23 protein-coding genes are annotated in these 19,668 nt (G+C 46.9%); 16 read left to right on the plus strand and 7 right to left on the minus strand.

The window, feature by feature from the left end:
- Positions 1 to 233 precede the first annotated feature (233 nt).
- From tmk to AC0J5I_RS05570, 9 genes are all read left to right on the plus strand, one after another.
- Entirely contained in the window at positions 234 to 875 is a 642-nt protein-coding gene (tmk, locus tag AC0J5I_RS05530) for a dTMP kinase (RefSeq protein ID WP_475304461.1), read from the plus strand.
- A gap of 64 nt (positions 876 to 939) precedes the next feature.
- Positions 940 to 1,269 carry a cyclic-di-AMP receptor gene (locus AC0J5I_RS05535; RefSeq protein ID WP_106450970.1) on the plus strand — a complete coding sequence of 110 codons (330 nt, stop codon included), beginning with the start codon at positions 940 to 942 and terminating at the stop codon, positions 1,267 to 1,269.
- A 14-nt stretch (positions 1,270 to 1,283) separates the two neighbouring features.
- Positions 1,284 to 2,273 (plus strand): DNA polymerase III subunit delta', encoded by a 990-nt coding sequence (gene holB, locus AC0J5I_RS05540; RefSeq protein WP_475304466.1) that lies wholly within the window; start codon positions 1,284 to 1,286, stop codon positions 2,271 to 2,273.
- 25 nt (positions 2,274 to 2,298) lie between these two features.
- Complete coding sequence (locus tag AC0J5I_RS05545; protein WP_086630093.1) at positions 2,299 to 3,090, plus strand: PSP1 domain-containing protein; 792 nt, start codon at positions 2,299 to 2,301, stop codon at positions 3,088 to 3,090.
- Positions 3,091 to 3,149: 59 nt separating this feature from the next.
- A complete protein-coding gene (locus AC0J5I_RS05550) occupies positions 3,150 to 3,500 on the plus strand; it encodes a DNA replication initiation control protein YabA (protein ID WP_068562380.1) in 351 nt (116 codons plus the stop codon).
- Between the two features lie 169 nt (positions 3,501 to 3,669).
- Positions 3,670 to 4,422 carry a tRNA1(Val) (adenine(37)-N6)-methyltransferase gene (locus tag AC0J5I_RS05555; protein ID WP_475304473.1) on the plus strand — a complete coding sequence of 251 codons (753 nt, stop codon included), beginning with the start codon at positions 3,670 to 3,672 and terminating at the stop codon, positions 4,420 to 4,422.
- Complete coding sequence (locus tag AC0J5I_RS05560) at positions 4,409 to 4,702, plus strand: GIY-YIG nuclease family protein (protein ID WP_475304477.1); 294 nt, start codon at positions 4,409 to 4,411, stop codon at positions 4,700 to 4,702. Before AC0J5I_RS05555 ends, AC0J5I_RS05560 begins: the two co-directional genes overlap by 14 nt.
- A 45-nt stretch (positions 4,703 to 4,747) precedes the next feature.
- Positions 4,748 to 5,620 carry a 16S rRNA (cytidine(1402)-2'-O)-methyltransferase gene (gene rsmI, locus AC0J5I_RS05565; RefSeq protein ID WP_475304482.1) on the plus strand — a complete coding sequence of 291 codons (873 nt, stop codon included), beginning with the start codon at positions 4,748 to 4,750 and terminating at the stop codon, positions 5,618 to 5,620.
- Between the two features lie 16 nt (positions 5,621 to 5,636).
- Positions 5,637 to 6,659, plus strand: coding sequence for a YdcF family protein (locus AC0J5I_RS05570; RefSeq protein ID WP_475304486.1), 1,023 nt, complete (start codon positions 5,637 to 5,639; stop codon positions 6,657 to 6,659).
- An 83-nt stretch (positions 6,660 to 6,742) separates the two neighbouring features.
- Here the strand turns inward: AC0J5I_RS05570 and AC0J5I_RS05575 are convergent, their stop codons facing one another.
- Together AC0J5I_RS05575 and AC0J5I_RS05580 are read right to left on the minus strand one after the other, a co-directional pair.
- Positions 6,743 to 7,633 carry a Cof-type HAD-IIB family hydrolase gene (locus AC0J5I_RS05575; protein ID WP_475304489.1) on the minus strand — a complete coding sequence of 297 codons (891 nt, stop codon included), beginning with the start codon at positions 7,631 to 7,633 and terminating at the stop codon, positions 6,743 to 6,745.
- Complete coding sequence (locus tag AC0J5I_RS05580) at positions 7,633 to 8,508, minus strand: MurR/RpiR family transcriptional regulator (RefSeq protein WP_086986573.1); 876 nt, start codon at positions 8,506 to 8,508, stop codon at positions 7,633 to 7,635. The genes AC0J5I_RS05575 and AC0J5I_RS05580 overlap by 1 nt, the downstream gene beginning before the upstream one ends.
- 174 nt (positions 8,509 to 8,682) lie before the next feature.
- Between AC0J5I_RS05580 and AC0J5I_RS05585 the strand changes: the two genes are divergently transcribed.
- The 7 genes from AC0J5I_RS05585 to AC0J5I_RS05615 all read left to right on the plus strand — a co-directional run bounded on the left by AC0J5I_RS05585 (position 8,683) and on the right by AC0J5I_RS05615 (position 14,528).
- Positions 8,683 to 9,687: a D-isomer specific 2-hydroxyacid dehydrogenase family protein gene (locus tag AC0J5I_RS05585; RefSeq protein WP_475304492.1), complete on the plus strand. Its 1,005-nt coding sequence runs from the start codon at positions 8,683 to 8,685 to the stop codon at positions 9,685 to 9,687.
- Between the two features lie 15 nt (positions 9,688 to 9,702).
- Entirely contained in the window at positions 9,703 to 10,806 is a 1,104-nt protein-coding gene (locus AC0J5I_RS05590; protein ID WP_475304495.1) for an iron-containing alcohol dehydrogenase family protein, read from the plus strand.
- A 3-nt stretch (positions 10,807 to 10,809) separates the two neighbouring features.
- Positions 10,810 to 11,634 carry a PTS mannose/fructose/sorbose/N-acetylgalactosamine transporter subunit IIC gene (locus AC0J5I_RS05595; protein ID WP_475304497.1) on the plus strand — a complete coding sequence of 275 codons (825 nt, stop codon included), beginning with the start codon at positions 10,810 to 10,812 and terminating at the stop codon, positions 11,632 to 11,634.
- A 31-nt stretch (positions 11,635 to 11,665) separates the two neighbouring features.
- A complete protein-coding gene (locus AC0J5I_RS05600; RefSeq protein WP_475304500.1) occupies positions 11,666 to 12,535 on the plus strand; it encodes a PTS system mannose/fructose/sorbose family transporter subunit IID in 870 nt (289 codons plus the stop codon).
- A 30-nt stretch (positions 12,536 to 12,565) separates the two neighbouring features.
- Positions 12,566 to 13,069 carry a PTS sugar transporter subunit IIB gene (locus AC0J5I_RS05605; RefSeq protein WP_475304505.1) on the plus strand — a complete coding sequence of 168 codons (504 nt, stop codon included), beginning with the start codon at positions 12,566 to 12,568 and terminating at the stop codon, positions 13,067 to 13,069.
- Positions 13,070 to 13,158: 89 nt separating this feature from the next.
- On the plus strand, positions 13,159 to 14,040 hold the full coding sequence (locus AC0J5I_RS05610; protein ID WP_475304509.1) for a hypothetical protein: 882 nt from the start codon (positions 13,159 to 13,161) through the stop codon (positions 14,038 to 14,040).
- Between the two features lie 35 nt (positions 14,041 to 14,075).
- Positions 14,076 to 14,528 carry a PTS sugar transporter subunit IIA gene (locus AC0J5I_RS05615; protein WP_475304513.1) on the plus strand — a complete coding sequence of 151 codons (453 nt, stop codon included), beginning with the start codon at positions 14,076 to 14,078 and terminating at the stop codon, positions 14,526 to 14,528.
- Positions 14,529 to 14,656: 128 nt separating this feature from the next.
- Here the strand turns inward: AC0J5I_RS05615 and mscL are convergent, their stop codons facing one another.
- The 5 genes from mscL to AC0J5I_RS05640 form a co-directional block, all read right to left on the minus strand.
- Positions 14,657 to 15,052, minus strand: a complete 396-nt coding sequence (gene mscL / locus AC0J5I_RS05620) for a large conductance mechanosensitive channel protein MscL (RefSeq protein WP_475304516.1) — start codon at positions 15,050 to 15,052, stop codon at positions 14,657 to 14,659.
- Between the two features lie 89 nt (positions 15,053 to 15,141).
- Positions 15,142 to 16,275: an NAD(P)/FAD-dependent oxidoreductase gene (locus tag AC0J5I_RS05625; protein WP_475304519.1), complete on the minus strand. Its 1,134-nt coding sequence runs from the start codon at positions 16,273 to 16,275 to the stop codon at positions 15,142 to 15,144.
- Between the two features lie 100 nt (positions 16,276 to 16,375).
- On the minus strand, positions 16,376 to 17,626 hold the full coding sequence (locus AC0J5I_RS05630; protein ID WP_475304522.1) for a glutamate-5-semialdehyde dehydrogenase: 1,251 nt from the start codon (positions 17,624 to 17,626) through the stop codon (positions 16,376 to 16,378).
- A 13-nt stretch (positions 17,627 to 17,639) separates the two neighbouring features.
- On the minus strand, positions 17,640 to 18,446 hold the full coding sequence (gene proB / locus AC0J5I_RS05635) for a glutamate 5-kinase (protein WP_475305568.1): 807 nt from the start codon (positions 18,444 to 18,446) through the stop codon (positions 17,640 to 17,642).
- Positions 18,447 to 18,762: 316 nt separating this feature from the next.
- A complete protein-coding gene (locus AC0J5I_RS05640) occupies positions 18,763 to 19,608 on the minus strand; it encodes a Cof-type HAD-IIB family hydrolase (protein WP_475304526.1) in 846 nt (281 codons plus the stop codon).
- Positions 19,609 to 19,668: the final 60 nt, after the last annotated feature.

Here is a 19,668-nt window from a genome sequence, read left to right on the forward strand (position 1 = left end):
GGTAGATGTTGGCAGAAAACATGAATAAACCGAAAGTATTCATCTTTTCGGCCTGTCGGCACACAATCCAGGCACAACCGGAGCCAAAAGCAGTTTACTTGTTCCATTTTCGAAAAGAGCCGACAACAGCAATTAATTGTTGCGAAATTGACAAAGGTATATCAGTTTCATCTGTATAAAAAATCTTTCATTTAGCGTATAATGGAAGTATTAGAATCGTAGGAGTGTGCAAAGTGAGAGGGATTTTCATCACAATCGAAGGGCCGGATGGCTCAGGGAAGACAACAGCGTTGCAGCAAGTAGTGCCGCGTCTGCAACAAGAGATGAACCGCAAAGTAGTAGCGACGAGAGAACCGGGTGGAAGCCCGATCGCGGAAAAGATCCGCTCGTTGATACTGGATCCTTCGCATACGGACATGGATTCTAGGACAGAAGCTTTATTGTATGCGGCAAGCCGTCGCCAGCATCTGATCGAAAAGGTGTTGCCCGTTTTGGAAAGTGGAGACGTCATTTTTTGTGATCGTTTTGTCGATAGTTCCATCGCTTATCAAGGTTACGCAAGAGGCATCGGTGAAGAGGGTATCCGTGAAATCAACCAATTCGCAACAGAAGGTCTCGAACCGGATGTGACGTTGTACATCGATGTCCCGGCGGAAGTAGGCATTCAAAGGATCCATGCGAACTTGGACGAACGGGAATATAACCGTTTGGATCAGGAAAAGCTCGACTTCCATGAAAAAGTCCGAGTTGGCTATCAGCAATTGGCGAAGGCTAATCCAGAACGGATAGTGGTCGTCGATGGGACGATGAGCCGTGAAGCGGTAGCGGAAGCGTGCTATCACATCATCAAAAACAGATATCCAAGCTATTTTTAGAGCAAGATCATTTGCCAAGCATCACTGATCGACCTTTTCAACATACAGAAAGTGGGGATTTGTTATGAAATTAATTATGGCTATAATTCAAGATAAAGACAGTGCTATCCTGTCCGATGAGTTGGTGGAAGCGAACGTCCGCGCTACGAAATTGCCTTCTACAGGCGGTTTTCTGCGCGCCGGCAATACCACCTTCATGATCGGTGTGGATGATGAACGGGTCGATGAAGTCTTAAGCATCATCAAAACCAATTGTGAAGCGCGCGAGCAGTTCGTAGCGACTCCAGTAAGCATGGATGTGCCGTTGGACAACGCAATCGCCTATCCGATGGAAGTGCATGTAGGCGGAGCGACCGTGTTTGTTTTACCGGTAGATAGTTTTTACAGATTCTGATGACGAAGGAAAGGATGGATGGTGTGACACAGCTTTTGATGAGGCAACAGCCGGAACTTCTCGAAAGATTCCAACGTACGATTCGTGAGAAACGACTGGTCCACGCCTACTTATTTGAAGGAGCGCAGGGAACGGGCAAAGAAGAGTTGGCGCGTTGGATAACTCAGATGCTCTTTTGCGAGGAGTTGCAGGCTGATGAGCCTTGCGGGCACTGCAATCATTGCTTGCGGATTGCGGCGGGGGAATTTCCCGATATGACGGAAATCAGGCCGGATGGCAACACCATCAAAGTCAACCAAGTACGCGAACTGAAGGCCGAGCTTTCCAAAAGCGGGATGGAAGGCAGCCGCAAGGTCTATCTGATTTATGACGCCGAAAAAATGACGGTCAGCGCTTCGAACAGTCTGCTGACGTTCTTGGAGGAGCCGCAGAAAGATACGTACCTGATTTTGATGACCACGGCCAAGGAAAATATCCTGCCGACCATCCGCTCGCGTTGCCAAACCGTCCATTTCCAGGTCGTCAATAAGCAGGCGCTTGGGGAAACCTTGGTGGCTCAGGGGATACAGCATGAAAATGCAGCGTTGTTGGCGGCCATCACCAATAACCAAGAAGCAGCCTTATTGCTGAACCAAGAGGAAAGCTTTCATGAATCCAAGAAGCGGACATGGGCTTGGTTCCAACTGATGACCGATAAAAATCCCCAAGCCTTTGTGTTTGTGCAGACTGACTTGATGGACGGTCTGAAGGACAAAAATGATGGGCACTTCTTTTTGGACTTGCTATTATTCTATTACCGTGATTTACTGTATACCAAGTACAGCAATAAGCAAGCTATCGTCAACAAAAATCACGGAAAAGAGTACGAGCGCATTGCAGAAAAACTGCATCCTCAGGAAATCACCCGGCATATGGAAAATATCCTCAATGGAAAGAAACATCTGGAAGCAAATGTTCAGCTCCAAGGGGTACTGGAAGAGATCGCGCTCGGGAATAGCCTATAGATAAAGCTTCTGGAGGAGAAAGAAAATGAAAAACGTAATTGGTGTTCGTTTTATGCCTGTCGGGCCCATCTCTTATTATGAAGCAGGCCAGACAAAGTACCGAATGGACGAAAAATTGATCATAAATAATGGGAATGCTGTCGATATTGGCCAAGTCGTCATTGTCGATAAAAAAAGCAATGAAGAAGGCGGCATCCTTTCGCATAAAAACATCATCCGCGTTGCGACCGAAAAAGATCTCGAGCAGGATGAAAAGAATCGCGCGGAGGCGAAAGAAGCCTTCGCGGTATGCAAGACGAAAATGAAGCAGCTGAAATTGGAGATGAAGCTGATCAAAGCGGAATACACTTTCGATCGCAGTCGTTTGACTTTCCATTTCAGTTCGGAAGGCCGAATCGATTTTCGGGAATTGGTCCGCGAATTGGCGGCTGTTTTCCGTACGCGGATTGAACTGCACCAGATCGGTGTCCGCGATGAGGCCAAGATTCTTGGAGGAATCGGACCTTGCGGAAGGACACTGTGCTGCTCGACTTTCTTGGGTGACTTTGTGCCGGTTTCGATCAAGATGGCGAAGGACCAAGGTTTGTCCTTGAATCCTACCAAAATATCCGGTTTGTGCGGCCGTTTGATGTGCTGCCTGAATTATGAGAACGATACGTACGTCTCCCTCAGAAAGGCGATGCCCGATTATGGTCAGGAAGTGATGACGCCCGAGGGTAAGGGGAAAGTTGTGGAATTGAATGTGCTCAGTCAAGTCGTCAAAGTGCGTCTGTTCGAGCACAACAAAACAGTTGAGTTTGCCAGTTCAGAATTATAGGATTTAAGGATCTGCACGATAGGATTGAAAAATAAGTATGGAAAATGCGAGTGGATAAAATGGATAAACGTGCCTTGTATGACCAATTCCATCGGGTGGAAAGCCGTATTTCATCGATGGGAGCAGATGTTAAAGAGATTCAAGAGAAGATGGATGACCTGATAGAAGAGAACGCAAATCTTCAAATCGAGAACCAGCATCTGCGTGATCGGATCGATTTCCTTACGAAGGAAAAAGAGGACGCGCAGAAGCAAGAGCCAGAAATGTCGAAGTCCCGTCTGAATTTACAGAAGCTGTACGAGGATGGTTTTCATGTCTGCAATGTTTATTATGGTTCCCGCCGTCTGAATGACGAACCCTGTGTTTTCTGTATCGATGTTATCTACGGCGAAAGAGATCGGAAAAACTGACAATATCCCGCAACTACGGATACTGTCAACAATTGATGGATGCATGAATGGCAGAGGCGGGGACAGAAGTCCTGGCCTCTGTTTTGAGGATAAATGTAATGGATATAGCGGGCTGAAGCTTATTCCAGTTGCTGCATGTTTGATGATATATAAACAAAGGGGAATAGGAATGGAAAATGTATTGAAGGAAGGCGAACGAGTGGATGTGCTGAAAAGGGAAAACATCCAGATCATCCAAAGTTCAGCCGTGTTCTCTTTTTCGCTGGATGCGGTGCTGTTGGCGGATTTCGCGGAATTGCCGCGCGTGAAGCCGGCAAAGATAGTCGATCTCTGTGCCGGGAACGGGGCAGTCTCGTTCCTGTTGACAGGAAAAACCAAGAATCCGATCGTCGGGGTGGAACTGCAGGACCGATTGGTGGATATGGCCCGCAGGACAGTCCAGCTGAATCAGTTGGAGGAGAAGGTTTCCTTCCTGCACGCGGATGTGAACGAGGTGACCCGCTTCATCAAACCGGATTCCGTCGATGTCATCACCTGCAATCCGCCCTACTTCAAGCTGACCGAATCCAGTTTCACGAATGAATTGGATGCTTTTGCGATCGCGCGGCACGAAATCCATCTGACGCTGGACCAATTGATGAAACAGACGAGCCATCTGCTGAAGATGAAAGGCAAGGCCTACTTTGTCCACCGACCGGATCGTTTGATGGAGATCCTGGAAACGATGCGGAACAACCGGATTGCGCCCAAAAAACTGCAGTTCATCTACCCGAAACAGGACAAGGAAGCGAACATGATCCTGATCGAAGGCATCAAGGATGGTAAAGAGGACGGCTTCCGTGTGCTGCCGCCGCTCGTTGTGTACAATGAAGAAGGGGAATACAGCCAGAAGGTAAAGGATGCCCTCTATGGCGAGCAGTGAGCACTACTTTTATGTGCTGCATTGCGGAGATGACTCGTTCTATGCCGGCTATACGACGGACACGCTTCGGCGTGAACAGGAGCACAATAAAGGCATCGGCAGCAAATATACCAAGGCGCGTCGCCCTGTCCAAATCATATATAAGGAAGTCTTCGGTTCCAGAACAGAAGCGACCAAAGCGGAGGCGGCATTCAAGAAGCTGAGCCGCAAGCAGAAAGAGAATTTTTTGAAGGTGCGCGGTACCCATCTGCCAGGTTCTGAACCAGGCGGGATTCAATAGGTCGCCAGAGCCACCAAAATGAATCGAAATCAGAGGAGAACAAAGATGCAACTGCAAAAAAGTTATGAACAGCACGAAAGCGGCACACTTTATTTAGTGCCGACTCCCATCGGTAATTTGGAAGATATGACCTTCCGTGCCATAAAGATACTGCGCGAAGTGGATCTGATTGCGGCGGAGGACACGCGCAATACACGGAAACTATTGACGCATTTCGAAGTGGACACGCCCCAGATCAGCTTCCACGAGCACAATACCCAGGAGCGCATTCCGCAATTGGTGGAAAGACTACTCAGCGGGCAATCCATCGCCCAAGTGAGCGATGCGGGGATGCCTTCGATCAGCGATCCGGGCCATGATTTGGTGCGCGCCTGCATCAACGCAAACGTGCCGGTTGTGCCGTTACCTGGAGCCAATGCCGGTGTGACCGCATTGATTGCTTCCGGATTGGCGCCGCAGCCGTTTTACTTTTTCGGCTTTCTGGAGCGCAAGAAGAAAGATCAGTTGGCGCAGTTGGAGTCGTTGAATAATAGGGAAGAGACGATGATTTTTTATGAATCGCCTTACCGTCTGAAAGAATTGCTCAAAAATATCGCAACCGTGATGGGTGAGGAGCGCCAAGTCGTCATCTGCCGCGAATTAACGAAACGCTTTGAGGAATTCATCCGGGGTTCGGCGGAAGAATTGGCTGCTTGGGCCGAAGAAACGGAAATCAGAGGGGAAATCTGCCTGATGATAGCCGGCAATGATAACCCGGAAATGCCTGTTGAACAGACATTTGATGACCTCAGCGTCGCCGAATTGGTGGAAAAGCTGATGACGGAACAGGGGCTTTCTTCCAAAGATGCGATCAAAGAGACCGCAAAAATCAGGGATCTGAAGAAACAGGAAGTGTATCAAGCTTTCCACGGCTTTTAAACAGGAGGGATGACCGTTGCTATTCTATTTATTGAGCGCATTCTCGTTAGGTGGGGGGTTGACGCTCCGGAGGATGGAAAGAAACAGGCAATTCCAGAGTTACTTGCTGGTTGCGGCGCTTCTATTCCTTTTCGTGGGAATGGTGCAGGGCAACAACTCCCCCCAAGTGGCATGGATCCGTTATGCGGTGATGCTCTTCCGCGTTCTGTTTGGCTTGATTTCACCGTTCGCGTTCCTGTTTTTTGGCCTGGCGCTTGTCTTCAATGGGGTGCTGTTAATCAAAAAAGAGGGGTGGGCCAAACGGTACGGCCTGCTGTTTGCGGTGGGCGCCTTTATTTTGTTGATGGATCTGCTGTTCCTGCTGAATTATTTTGTGTTCCATCATTACCTGATCTGGCGCTTCATGCGCTTGATGGGCTACTTCATCATCTATTTCGGTGCGGTGCTGATCTTGTTTTTCATCGCAACAGCCTTTTACGGCCTTATTCCGGTTTCCCTCGATAAAGATTTCGTCATTATCCTGGGAGCGGGATTGTTGCCGGATGGCGGCATCAGTCCGCTGCTGCAGAGACGGTTGGACAGAGCAATCCGATTTTTCAGACATCAGACAGAGCGTGCACAAAAACGGCCCTGTCGTCTGATTGTGAGTGGAGGTACAGGCGTGGACGAACCTTTTTCCGAAGCCTACGCCATGAAACGCTACCTGATGGAGAACGGCATTCCGGAAGAAGTGATCCTTGAGGAAGATCAGTCCGTCAATACGTACCAGAATTTTCTCTATTCCAAGGGGATGATGGATGCGTACAAGGAAAGCTACAAGTGCCTCTTCATCACGAACAACTTCCATGTTGTCCGCAGCAGTCTCTATGCGCATCGAGTGGGATTGGAAACGGATGGCTTGGGTGCCTGGACGCCGCTTTATTTTCTGCCCTATGCTTTTCTGCGCGAATTCATCGCCCTCATATTTCTGCAGATCAAAGGGCATACGCTGTTGCTGGCGCTCGTGCTGGTGTTTGGATTGTGGAGGATCTATTTTTAAAATCATAAGCGCCGATTCTGGTGCATAAAAAGCCGTATACTAGCGAAATTTCGCATGGTATACGGCTTTTTATGTTCTATTGTTTAAAGTAATCCTTCTGATATCAATTGATTCAAGCCATGATAGACTCCTTCGTCATCATTGGAAGGCGTTGTGTAGTTTGCTACGCTCTTGGCTTTCGGCAGTGCGTTAGCCATTGCGAAGGAGTAGGGTCTGTCGGCAAGCATCGATATATCATTCTCGCTGTCGCCAAAAACAACCACTTCTTCATTGGAAATACTAAGTTTTTCCAATAAGGTATCCAAGGCTTTGCCTTTGTTGATGCCTTTTTTGGTGATTTCAAGTTTCCTTTCATCAGAAAAGACCAACTCGTACTCGTCATGCAGACCTAAATGAGGCAATGACTGCGTCACGGCCTCCATAAAATGCGGGTCCTGGCTGATTGAAATTTTATTGCAAGAAGTTGGCGCTTCGTTCAGATCAAGAATCAGTTTTTGTTCCGGATAGCCATCGCGCATATCGCATAACCAACTGTACATGCCGCTAGCCCAAGGATAATCGTCGGGCAGTCTCATTTCGCCGCGGATCTTCTTCTTTAAGGCATACAGTGAATCCGGCAAATAGGTGTACAGGCCAGCGTCTTGGGAGAATTGGATTTCAACATTGAATGTGCGGAATACGGATGTGACTCTTTGGATGTCTTCTGAATCCATTATCCCCAATCTTTCCCTTGTTTGGGAATGGAAATCATAAATGGAACTGCCGTTTACATCGATCAAATAACCTTGGTGGGAATCCATCTTCAGCTTTAGGGCATCCGGCATCAAACGCAAATAACTTCTTCCGCTGGCCAATACCAGTGTGATGCCTTTTTGTTGGAGTGACAGGAGGAGTTCCTGGGTTTTGGGACTGATGGCGTGGTCAGCGGTCAGTAGTGTGCCGTCCATGTCACAAACGATTGCTTTAATGGGCATTATCTATCCACCTCTATTTTTGTTGTCGAAAGAATTTCGCGTATCGTGTCGATTGATTCTATATTGGTATGCTCATCATGATAAAGATACGATAAGTAGATGATGTCCACTACTGTGATATAAAGTAATCTGGCTGAAAGTGCCTCGGATTGGAAAATGGATTCTTCTGTTTCGACTACGATACTGACATCACTCAATCGGTTCAAGGCGCCTGGCGGATTCCCTGTCAGACAGATGATCTTGGCTTTATTATGTGCCGCTACTTCCGCTATCTTGATAGTTTCTGCCGTCTTTCCTGAGTGCGAGAAAAGGAAGACGCAATCATTTTCCGTTAATTTAGAAGTGTGCATCAGCTGCATATGATAATCCGAAACATAGTTTACGGGGATTGCGGTTCGCAAGAACTTGTGGTAGGCATCGAGCGCAATGACTGCGGAGGAACCAAGGCCAAAAAAGTGAAGCGCTTTCGAATTTATGATAATATCAAGAGCTTCTTGCAGGGCCTCCCCTGATAGTTTACTCATCAAGCTTTGCAACATAATTTGTGAGGATTGAATGACTTTTTTAGAAATATCGCTCGGCGTGTCCGAAGCAGTAATATCGGTAAATACGGCTAACTGGTGCGTGCGTTCTTCAGACATACGATAGTTTGATGCGACACTGATTTTGAAATCCTGGAAGCCTTTGAAGCCTATTCTTTTCACGAATTTAAAAATCGTCGATTCTGAAAAATCGGTTTCTTCGGCTAGATTGGACAACGTTTTATTCACTAAGTCCATGCCCAAGCTCACAAAATAATCGGCAATCTTTAATTCAGTGGCTGAAAAAGTTTCGTAGTGTGGTTTCAGGATCATTTGGATATAATTTTTTGACATATATGAGCACCTCCTTGAGAATAGTATAGCATATTCGCGATTAGTAATAAATATTTTTTATTTTATCTTTACAAAGTAAAAAATATTTATTATAATCAGAATATAAATTACGAAAACGATTACAAAAAAGAATGTGGCTGACATAAAGTTGTACAAGTGGAGGGGTAAAGAAAAATGACTCAAGAAAATAAGATAGCCATCGTCAATTCAAGCAGTTTTGGGAAGATGTTTGACACGCATGTGGAAAGACTTGAAAAAATCGGGCAGGTCGATCGTTTCGATTTTGATAGCTCTATTGAGGGAAAGCAACTAGCTGAATCATTAATAGGGTATAATATTATTATCGCGAGTGTAACACCATTTTTCACTAGCGAGTTTTTTGAGCATAAGGATGAACTGAAGTTGATCACACGTCATGGAATCGGGTACAACAATATAGATCTGGAAGCTGCCAAGGCACATGGTACGATCGTCACGATTGTTCCACCTCTGATTGAGCGCGACGCAGTTGCAGAAAATAATGTCACGAATTTACTTGCGCTGATGCGGCGCACAACTGAGTCGGCCCAGGAAGTCAAAAATGATGGCTGGGAAAATCGAGCGCGGTTTATTGGAAACGGTTTATGCGGAAAAACGGTAGGCGTCATTGGTGTTGGCAATATCGGCAGCCGGGTCGTCGAAATTCTGCACTATGGATTCCGGTGTGAAGTGCTGGGAGTCGATCCGAACAAGAGCGCGTTGGAAATCGATATTTTCGGCGGCAAGAAAGTCGAATTGGACGAACTTCTGGAGCGGGCCGAGGTCATTTGCCTCTGCGCAAGCCTGAATGAAACGAACTACCATCTGATTTCCAAAGAAACCATTGCGAAACTGAAGGACGGTGTCTACATATCCAATACAGCTCGTGGGGCACTGGTGGATGAAACGGCAATCATCGAAGCGATCCAAACCGGGAAACTGCGCGGATATGCAACAGATGTACTGGAAGTTGAACCGGGACACAGTGACCATCCTTTCCTGGCGTATCCGAACATCATTTTGACGCCGCACACGTCCGCGTACACAATGGAGTGCCTGGAAGGAATGGGAGACAAATGTGTTTCTGACTGCGAAGCGATAGTGGAAGGGAGGATGCCGCAACGGGTAATGCAACCAGTAAGTCCTTATATTACAAAATGAGGGAGGTGGATAAAGTTGGATACGGTTGTAAATGTAAAAGTTGGCCCGCAATTCTATAAGTATGGGCAAGGCGCTATGGAAATGATCCCTGAAATAGTAAATGAATACGGTGCGAAACGTGTGTTGCTTGTTCATGGCACGATTTCATGGGAGAAAGCAAGGCCGTATTTGGAATTTTTGGATGAGAACTTCACAATCCAGTACGAGAAATACAACGGTGAGTGCAGCTATAATGAAGCGAATCGCTTGGCCAAGTTAGTAGCTGAAAACGAGATCGACTTTATCATCGGCGTCGGCGGAGGGAAATTGTGTGATCTGGTTTACTACGTCGCTTCCTTGACGAAAAACCCTTTCGGTGTCGTTCCGACGCTGGCAAGCAATTGCGCACCTTGGGCTCCCTTATCTGTAATGTACAAAGATAACGGACTCGCTGAAGGCAAAACCGAGCATTACAAAAGACAGGCAGCCTTTCTGATCACTGATCCAACGCTGGTCATCGATGCGCCAATAAAATTCTTTATCGCAGGCATCGCGGATACTATAGCCAAATGGTATGAATCCGATATGATATTGGAGCAGCCGCAGTTCGAAGCGAATAATTTCTTGATGCTCGCCCGGCATTCTGCGCGAATCTGCAAGGATGTCATCGCTGAAGATGGTGTGAAGGCTATCGAGGATATGCGCAATGGAACGGTATCTGCAGAGTTCATAAAGGTGTCTGAAGTCATATTCGGGGTTGCGGGACTGGTTGGGGGATTTGGCGACAAATATGCCCGAAATACTGCCGCTCATGCCATTCATGATGCGATTTCAGCTTATCTGCCGGGAGTCCACAACTACTTGCATGGCGAAAAAGTGGCATACGGCATTTTCTATCAGTTGGCTCTGGAAGGCAAATGGCAAGTGATTGACGAATTGATTCCGATGTATGAAGCTTTAAGTTTACCTAAATCATTAACCGAAATGGGCGAGTATCCTTTGGCTGAAGAGGAACTCAACAACATAGTCGAACTGGTCAACAAAAAGCAAAAAGTGCATTTGTTGCCGATGACGATCAATGAAGAAGTCTTGAAAAAAGCAATAATAGATTTAGAAAAATACATAAATACGGAGGTATAGGCAATGGAAAATATTACCGCAATGCAAAGTTTGTTAATTGCACTTTGGGTAGGGGCAGTCATGTCGCGTGCATTTTTAGGTGGAGCGACATTAACGTTACGTTTTTCCCCTTTGATGACGGGTTTGATCGCAGGTATTGTAATGGGTGACGTTCAACAAGCAATGATTATCACAGCAGCAATTCAGCTGATTTACATGGGGGTTTTCTCTCCAGGGGGAACGATGCCTTCTGAACCATCAATCGCAGCAGCGATCGCGGTGCCGGTTGCTTTAATGGGTAACCTGCAGCCTGAAGCAGCGATAGCTGTAGCTGTACCGGTAGGTTTATTGGGTGCTTATCTGTACCAATTCAGATTTTTCATCAATACATTTTTGGGTAAATACACCGATAAAGCCGTCGAAGACTTGAATGACGGTGCAATCGTAAGATCGATCATCCTTTATCCGACAATCGCTTCTTTCCTTTTGTTTGTGCCATTAGTATTCGTTGCTTTATACTTCGGAGCACCCGTTATTGCTGATGTCATCACCGCACTGGAAGGTACGGTTGTGTTCCATATTCTTACAGTTGTCGGTGGCGGTCTAGCGGCTATCGGTATTGCAACAACGATTTATGTTATCGGCCGTAAAGACTACATGGTTTTCTTCCTGTTAGCATACTTGATGAGCGTTGTGCTGGCTTCCTTATCAATCACGATGGTAACCTATGCCATTGTCGGAGCTTTAATAGCAGCCATTTTCGTGTTAGGCAAGGGACAAGCTCCAAAAACATCTTCTGCTTCCGCTGGTAGTGCAGCGCTTGAAGATGACGATGATGACGATTTCTAAAAAGTAGGCAAATTGAAAGGAAGATGAAAAAATGATAAACGCTAATCTAGATGCTAAAGAAAAAAACATGTTAGCACCAGAAGAAATAACCGCTAAAGATGTTACGAAAACCTATTTACGCTGGCACTTTGCAAACGAAATTCCTCACTCCTTCGAACGTTATTTGGCTCCATCGCTCCTTTATGCGATGATGCCGATTCTGCGTAAACTTTACAAAGATGAGGATCAATTAAGAGCTGCCTACAAACGCCAATTGCTGTTCTTCAACACGCAATTGTCATGGGGTGGCGGAGTCATCACAGGGTTGATGTCTTCGATGGAACAAGAACGCGCCAAAGAAGGTGTGAATGGCGAAGAAGTTACCATGACTGATGATCTGATGTACAATACTAAAGCAGGTTTGATGGGCGCTTTGGCAGGGATCGGTGATTCGATCGACTCAGGAACTGTACAATACATTTTTATCGCTATCGCTGTTCCTTGGGCACAAATGGGTAGCCCGATCGGCGCCTTGTTCCCATTCATCGCTTTTGCTCTTTACCAAGTATTGTTGGGTGTATTCTTTGCACGCAGCGCATTCAAGACAGGTAAAAATGCAACGGGTGTGATGCACAGTGCTGGGATTCAAACTGTTATCGAAATGTTGTCTATCCTAGGGATGTTCATGATGGGGATTTTAGCCGGAAATTATGTTAAAGTTACTTCAAGCTTAGAATTTGCAATCTCTGGACGACCATTTATCCTTCAGGAAATGCTGGATAAGATCATGCCTGGTATGTTGCCATTGGCTGTTGTTCTGGGTGTATACTTCTACTACATCAAAAAAGGTCTGAAAGTAACGCGTGCGTTAGTAGGCTTGACGTTGATTTTGATTGTTCTGGCAGGCATAGGTATTCTATAAAAAGGTCATTGAGAAAGGGAAGTGTGAAAAATGGGAGTAGTAAATTTAGCGCGTGTAGACGAGAGGCTGATCCATGGTCAAGTCATGTTGACTTTGTCTCAACGGGATGGCGTCAATTCAATCTTTGTAGTTGATGATGTGGTTGCCAAAGATAAATTCATGAAAGATCTGTACAAGAGTGCGGGTAGCCGTACCGGACAAAAAACAATTGTCATGACGGAAGAAAAGTGCAAATTCTATTGGGATGAGTTCAACTTTAAGGAGTACAGCGCTATCTTGATCACGAAAACAGTGACCGGAATTTATAATCTGGTTAAACATGGTGTTCCGATTAAGGATCTGAATATCGGCGGAATCGCCAAAAAAGGTGACGATGATATTTTGGTCACTAAATCAGTTTATCTGAACAAAGCAGATGCGTTGAAATTAAAAGAGTTGAATGAAGACTATGGCGTTGAAAACATCTATTTCCAAGCAACACCATCTTCGTCAAGTTCCAGTTTAGCGGATGTATTAAAGCAATTCGGTTTATAAAATAATTCCTGACGGAAAAGCAGTTATTGCAAAATAGCTGCTTTTCTCAATCGGGAAAATAGTGACCAAAATGACAGGTGGCAGATACTATGCAGCAAAATGAAAAATTTAAAGATTGGCTATTTCGATATCAGTCTTTTTATCGTGTACGCCGTACGGATAAAAGCAAACGGCGGTTTATCTCGGCATTGGTGGCGGATATTTCTGACATGCGAAAAGATGTGCAGGTGATCGAGTACAATCGCCACAAAAAATATGCATCAAGGAACGTTTACGTTGGCGATATCGAAAAAGCGGATCGGATCATTTGCACGTATTATGACACGCCAATCCAACATTTTGGTCCTTATGTTTTATTTGATCGGGAAGCACAGGAAAAACGGACAACCAGTTTCATTATAGTCAGTTCTGTCCTGATGCTTCTGGTGGGTATTGCCGGAACGCTCTTTTATATGCAAAACGCATCCGGTGCTGTTGATTTGATTTCTGTCCGCACCTTGTTCATCGCTCTTGCTTACGGTGTCTTTTTTTACTTGCTGGGCAAGATTGCGAAGGGGTCAGCAAACCGAAAGACGTTGATTCGAAATACTTCGTCCGTCCTTGCTATGTTGGCAATGATAAACGAGGCAAAAGGAGCGAAAACAGCTTTCGCTTTTGTGGATGAAGGCAGTTTTGGAGAAAGTGGTCTGGAAGCAATGCGTACGCCTGGGAATAAGAAAGCGAAGATTTTCTTTTTGGATTGCGTAGGCGCAGATGCCCCGCTGCATGTTATCGGGAATGATGTTCCTGAGGCGAAATTGGCGGAATTGAGTATTGATCATCGGTCATCAGACGAAAAGATCACTTATATCTTCAGTGCAAAAACTTCAGAAAAAGAACGAAAAACGCAATTCTATCTGGATAATTCGGATTTGAGCCGAAAGAATTTAAGTATGGAAAATATTACAAAAGTTGTGGAATTGTTCAGATAAGAACTGAGCCTTTCCGTAACCAAGGAGGATTATCAATGTTAGGGATCGTTATTGCAACACATGGTTCATTGAGCAACGGACTTAAAGATTCAGCGGAAGTGATCTTTGGCCCGACCAATAATATCACAACAGCAAACTTGAATCTGGGAGACGACGTGCAGGCATTAGGCGCAACAATTAAAGAAGCTATCCATGAAGTCAATCAAGGTGATGGGGTAATCGTGCTTGTGGATCTGGTGAGCGCCAGCCCGTACAACCAATCGGTACTTGTGACGAATAGTCTGGAGAAACCGCTGCAGGATTCTGTATACATCATTGGCGGGGTAAATCTTCCGATGCTGTTGGAAGGGATCAACCATCAATTAATCGGGACGCCGGTGCAAGAAGCTGCCGAAGCTGTTATCGCTCAAGGGAAAAACAGTATCAGTGATTGGCATGTATCCATGGTTACAGACGATGACGATGATGAGGACGACGACGCTTTTTAAGAACAATAAAATGAACCCTATAGAATGGACACAAAAAAGTGTCTTCTATAGGGTTCATTTTTGTTTACTAATAAGTGGAATCTAAACCTGCCCCCTGTATATTACCAGAGAGCAGGTTTTGTTGAGCACTATTCGGCTTTTTGGCTTTGGTTCACCATCAAATCGCGAATCTCTTTCAGGTAAAGTTCGACAACCGGTACTTCGGCTTCAACTTCCACTGGTTCTTCAGCAGGCATTCTGCTTTTGAGTTTGTTGATTACTTTGATCATCAGGAAGAGGACAAGTGCGATCAACAAGAAGTTCAGTAAGGCTTGAAGGAAATTACCGTAAGTGAAGTCTGCTTGTCCGATTTTGAATGAAAGGCCGGTCAAGTCTGCGTTGCCGGTCAAGGCTACGATGATCGGTGTGATGATATCTTTTACTAATGAATTGACGATTGCTGTAAATGCACCCCCGATGACAACCCCGACGGCAAGATCAAGTACGTTCCCACGCATGATGAATAATTTGAATTCTTTCCACATATTTTACACCTCCGTTTAAGATAATTATATTTCAACTTCATCGGGATAGCAAAAAATAGTGCGCTAGCGGATAATATTTTTATGATTTTCTAGCGGTCGGTCGATTTGACGTAAGCGGCGACTGGATAATCCTCGGTGGGTAAGCTGCTTTCTTTTCCCTGAGCCAATTCGGCCAGCAGATAGCCGATCAGTGGGCCGGAAGTCAGTCCGGATGAGCCGAGCCCGCTTGCCGTGAAGCAATTTTGCAGGCCAGGCACACAGCCGAAGAAGGGGCTGAAGTCGGAAGTGTAGGCCCTTGTGCCGACCCGGATATCCGCGCTTGCTGCATCTTTCAGATGGGGAAGCCAAGTGTAGGCTTGTTCCAACATCGGATCCGTAACGGAAGAGTCAGGCTGCAGGTCATAGCCTTTGTCGTTCTCATGGCTTGCGCCGACGATTGTTTTCCCGTTGCCGAACGGAAGCAGGTCGATTTCGCCTTGGGGCATGATGACCGGATAATTTTGCGGATCGGTGTCTCTATTTTGTTGGAGGACGACCAGCTGCCCTTTTTGACCCCTGACGTCGACCGTGTACCCGAGCGGCAGGAGGATCTGGGGCAGCCAAGCGCCGACCGCCAGGATGACCGCATCGAAGTTTTGCAGTGATCCGTCCGGAGTCAGGATGGACAAGGTGCCGTCGTTACCTTTGGCGAGGCAGACGGTCTCTTTGTGGATGCTGCCTCCGAATTGGATTGTCGCCTGCAATAGCGTCTTCGTCAATTCCCTGCCGTCCACACGAGCGCCACCGCCTACGTAAAGGGCTTGTTCAACGTTGGTAAGGGGCGGGAAGGCTTTTTGGAGTTCGTTGCCTTTCAGGATAGCGACGTTTCCGATCAGAGGTGCCTGCTCGCGGCGTTCCAGCGCACGGTCATGGACCTCCTGGAGGTAATCGACGGATTGTCCCAGTATCAGGGCACCGCAGCGTGCGTAAGCATTCGTCTTTAAGCCATCCGAAGCCAAGTCCGCCAACAGCTGGTCATAAAAAGCCGCGCCTTCGGAAACGAGGCGATACCATTTTTTGTTGCGGCGTCTGGACAGCCAAGGACAAATGATCCCTGCCGCGGCGGCTGTAGCCTGCCCGGTGCCATTGTCGAATACGCTGACGCTGTGCCCGGCCCTTGCTAAATAATAACTCGCGGTGGCGCCGACGATGCCGCCACCGATGACTGCAATCTTCTTTTGCATTTGTGGAACCCTTCTTTCTCCGGTAGCCGGTTACTGCATTGTGAACAGAAAAAGCCGGGAACGGTGTCCCGGCTCTAAGCATTTTTGAGGAGAATCCCTCTTAGGATCTGATTTGGCCTTCGCCGTAGATGATGTATTTGTAGGAAGTCAATTCCTTCAATCCCATCGGTCCGCGGGCATGGAGTTTCTGCGTGCTGATGCCGATTTCTCCACCGAATCCGAAACAACCGCCGTCCGTGAAGCGGGAGGAAGCGTTGATGTAGACGGCCGCTGCATCGATATCGTTCAGGAAGTTCTGTGCCGTTTGGTAATGATCGGTGACGATCACTTCGGAATGGCCTGTGCTGTATTTTTGGATATGCGCGATGGCTTCGTCATAGGAGGAAACCACCTTGACTGCCAAAATGAAATCCGAGAATTCGGCAGCGAAATCTTCTTCTGTTGCTGGGATAGCTTCAGACAGGATGCTGCAGGTCTTCGCATCGCCGCGCAATTCGACTTTATAAGGCGCCAAAGCTTCCGCGAAAACAGGCAGGAAAGCATCGGCCACTGCTTCATGGACAACAAGCGTCTCGATGGAATTGCAGACGGAAGGGCGGGAACATTTCGCATTGACCAGAATGCGCGTAGCCATCTCCAATTCGGCAGCCTTATCGATGTACAGGTGGCAATTTCCGACGCCTGTTTCGATGACCGGCACAGTCGCGTTTTTCAACACGTTCTGGATCAGTCCGGCTCCTCCGCGAGGGATCAGGCAATCCAGATAATCATTCAGCTTCATGAATTCATTGGCCAGTTCGCGGGACGGATCAGGGATCAGTTGCAACGTTTCCTTGGCGAAGCCCGCGTCCGCGAGTCCGGCCTGCAATGCGGTCATGATGGCTTTGTTGGATTCCAAAGCCTCTTTTCCGCCGCGCAGGATGACGGCATTGCCTGATTTGAAGCAAAGGGCACTCGCGTCTGCCGTGACGTTTGGGCGCGATTCATAAATGATTCCGATAACGCCAAGCGGAACACGCTGCTTACCTATCATTAAACCATCGGCTGATTTCGTCATTTCCTCCACGTAGCCGATTGGATCAGGCAGTTGAGCGATTTCCTTGAAACTGTCCGCCATCCCTTTGATCCGTTGCGGATTCAAAGTCAAACGTTCAATCATCGGCGTTGGCAAACCATTGGCCTCAGCTGCTGCGATGTCCTTCGCGTTGGCGGTCAGGATGGCATCTTGATGCGTATAAAGGGCAGCTTCCATTGCCAGAAGTCCCTCATTCTTTTGTTTGGTTGATGCTTTCCTTAGGCTATTGGCTGCGGCTTTCGCGGCAATGCCCATTTCTTGCAATAAACTGTTCATCGAATATCCTCCTCTACTTGTCTTCCTTCACGAAATAGGTTCCAATTTCTTTGCCGGCCAACACATCGAACAATACGGTCGGGTCGGTGGCTTGCGTCAATACCATTTGTTGCTGGTTCTTCAGGATTTGTTTGGCAGCTTTCAACTTGGTTGCCATGCCGCCGGTCCCGAATTTCGAACCGTTCCCGCCAGCCAAAGCCATTTCCTTTGGTGTGACGGCATGGATGGTATGGAAGAGGACGGCATCCGGATGCGCCATGGGATTTTTATCATAAAAACCCGGGACATCAGAAAGCATGATTAGCAGGTCGGCGGAGATGATTTCCGCTACGGTTGCGGAAAGGCGATCGTTATCCCCGAATTTTGTCAGGTGATCCAATTCTTCAACAGAGACAGCGTCATTCTCGTTTACGATCGGGATGATACCCATTTTCAACAACTGCTCGAAGGCGTTGACAGCATTCCTGCGGCTTTCCGGGAACTGCACGATATCCAACGTCATGAGTATTTGCCCAACAATCTGGTTATAGTGCGAGAAGAAGCGGGTGTAGAGGTTCATCAGTTCGGATTGCCCCACAGAAGCGACTGCTTGTTGCTCCGGGATGGTTTTCGGACGATACGGAAGGTTCAGGCGGTTGAGCCCGACGCCGATCGCGCCGGAAGACACCAAGACGATTTCTTTGCCTTGCTTGCGCAGAACGGTCAAGACATAAGCAAGCCGGTCGAACGTCTGGTAGTTGACGGATCCGTCTTCCAGCATCAAAGAACTTGTGCCGATTTTGATGACGATCCTTTTGCAGTCCAATATTTTATTGCGAATAGGTTCCATGTGCACATCCCCGTTTACGATTTGATTTTTTACATCTATAAGAGAGTAGTATTTTTATGTATTGCAGAGCTCGCAACCAGCGAGGTATTACTTCATATAGTATCATGGAATGGCGAAAAAATTAAGATATAGCAAAAAAAAGCTGCCTGAAGTTATCAGGCAGCCCTAAAGGAGTTGCTCTTTACTTTGGAGGAGTAAAGAAATTGAAAAGATTGTTTGTGATTGGCCTAAAGTCATAATAAATCTCAAGTATGAAGAAACTATGAAGATAGTTTTATGAAATGAATAAGATTCTTAGCTGCCGTTATCAGATGAGCCCGAAAGTACGGAATGCCTGATGAAGGCCATCCTCGTCCACCGAACCAGTGATATGATCCGCGACAGCCTTCAATTCTTCCTTGGCATTTCCCATAGCGATGCCGATCTCGCAATAGTCGAACATCTCCAAGTCATTCAAGCCATCTCCAATCGCAATCGTCCGTTCTTTGGAGAGGCCAAGGTGTGTCAACAAAGCTTCGATGGCGGTCGCTTTGTGGATGCCGGGAACCATCAGTTCGCCGCTGTCATCGCCAAACTGAGGTACGGTGCATTGGATCGTGTCAAAGGCGTTTTCGAATTCCGCTTTGATCTGTGCGAAAGAAAGTTTGTCGCTCTGGAGGAAGCAAGCCTTATTGACGTCCGTCTTATACAGATCTTCTTCGCCGTAGATCAATCCCTCGATGAAAGGATGCGGCTGTTCTTCTTTGCGTTGTCGGGCATCCGGATCGTTATCTAGATCACCATAAATGCAACGTTCCACATGCGGCAGGAAATTCTTGCTGGCGAACAGGCCGCCGTTTGACTCCAAGTAAAAATCAACGCCATGCTGATCAAAGAAATCCACCATCCGTCTGACTTCGCTGGCTGGGACCGTCTTATGGTACAGCATCCCGTCTTGCAGCTCAACAAAGCCGCCGCCAGCGCCGATGATGCCGTCGAAGCCGATTTCCATGATGAAATCATAGATCTCCGGTTTTGACCGGCCGGTGCACAAATAAATCTCATGCCCATTCAGTCGGGCCTGTCTGCATGCCTCCGCAGCGGATGCGGGAACCCAACCGTCATCCGCCACCAAAGTACCATCAATATCCAAAAAAATGATTTTTTTATCCAATCTATATCCTCGCTCTCTGCCTTAAATATGGCTGTCCGATATTTTAGTCTACTATATAAT

This window comes from Trichococcus sp. TS_SC_9 (assembly GCF_056156325.1).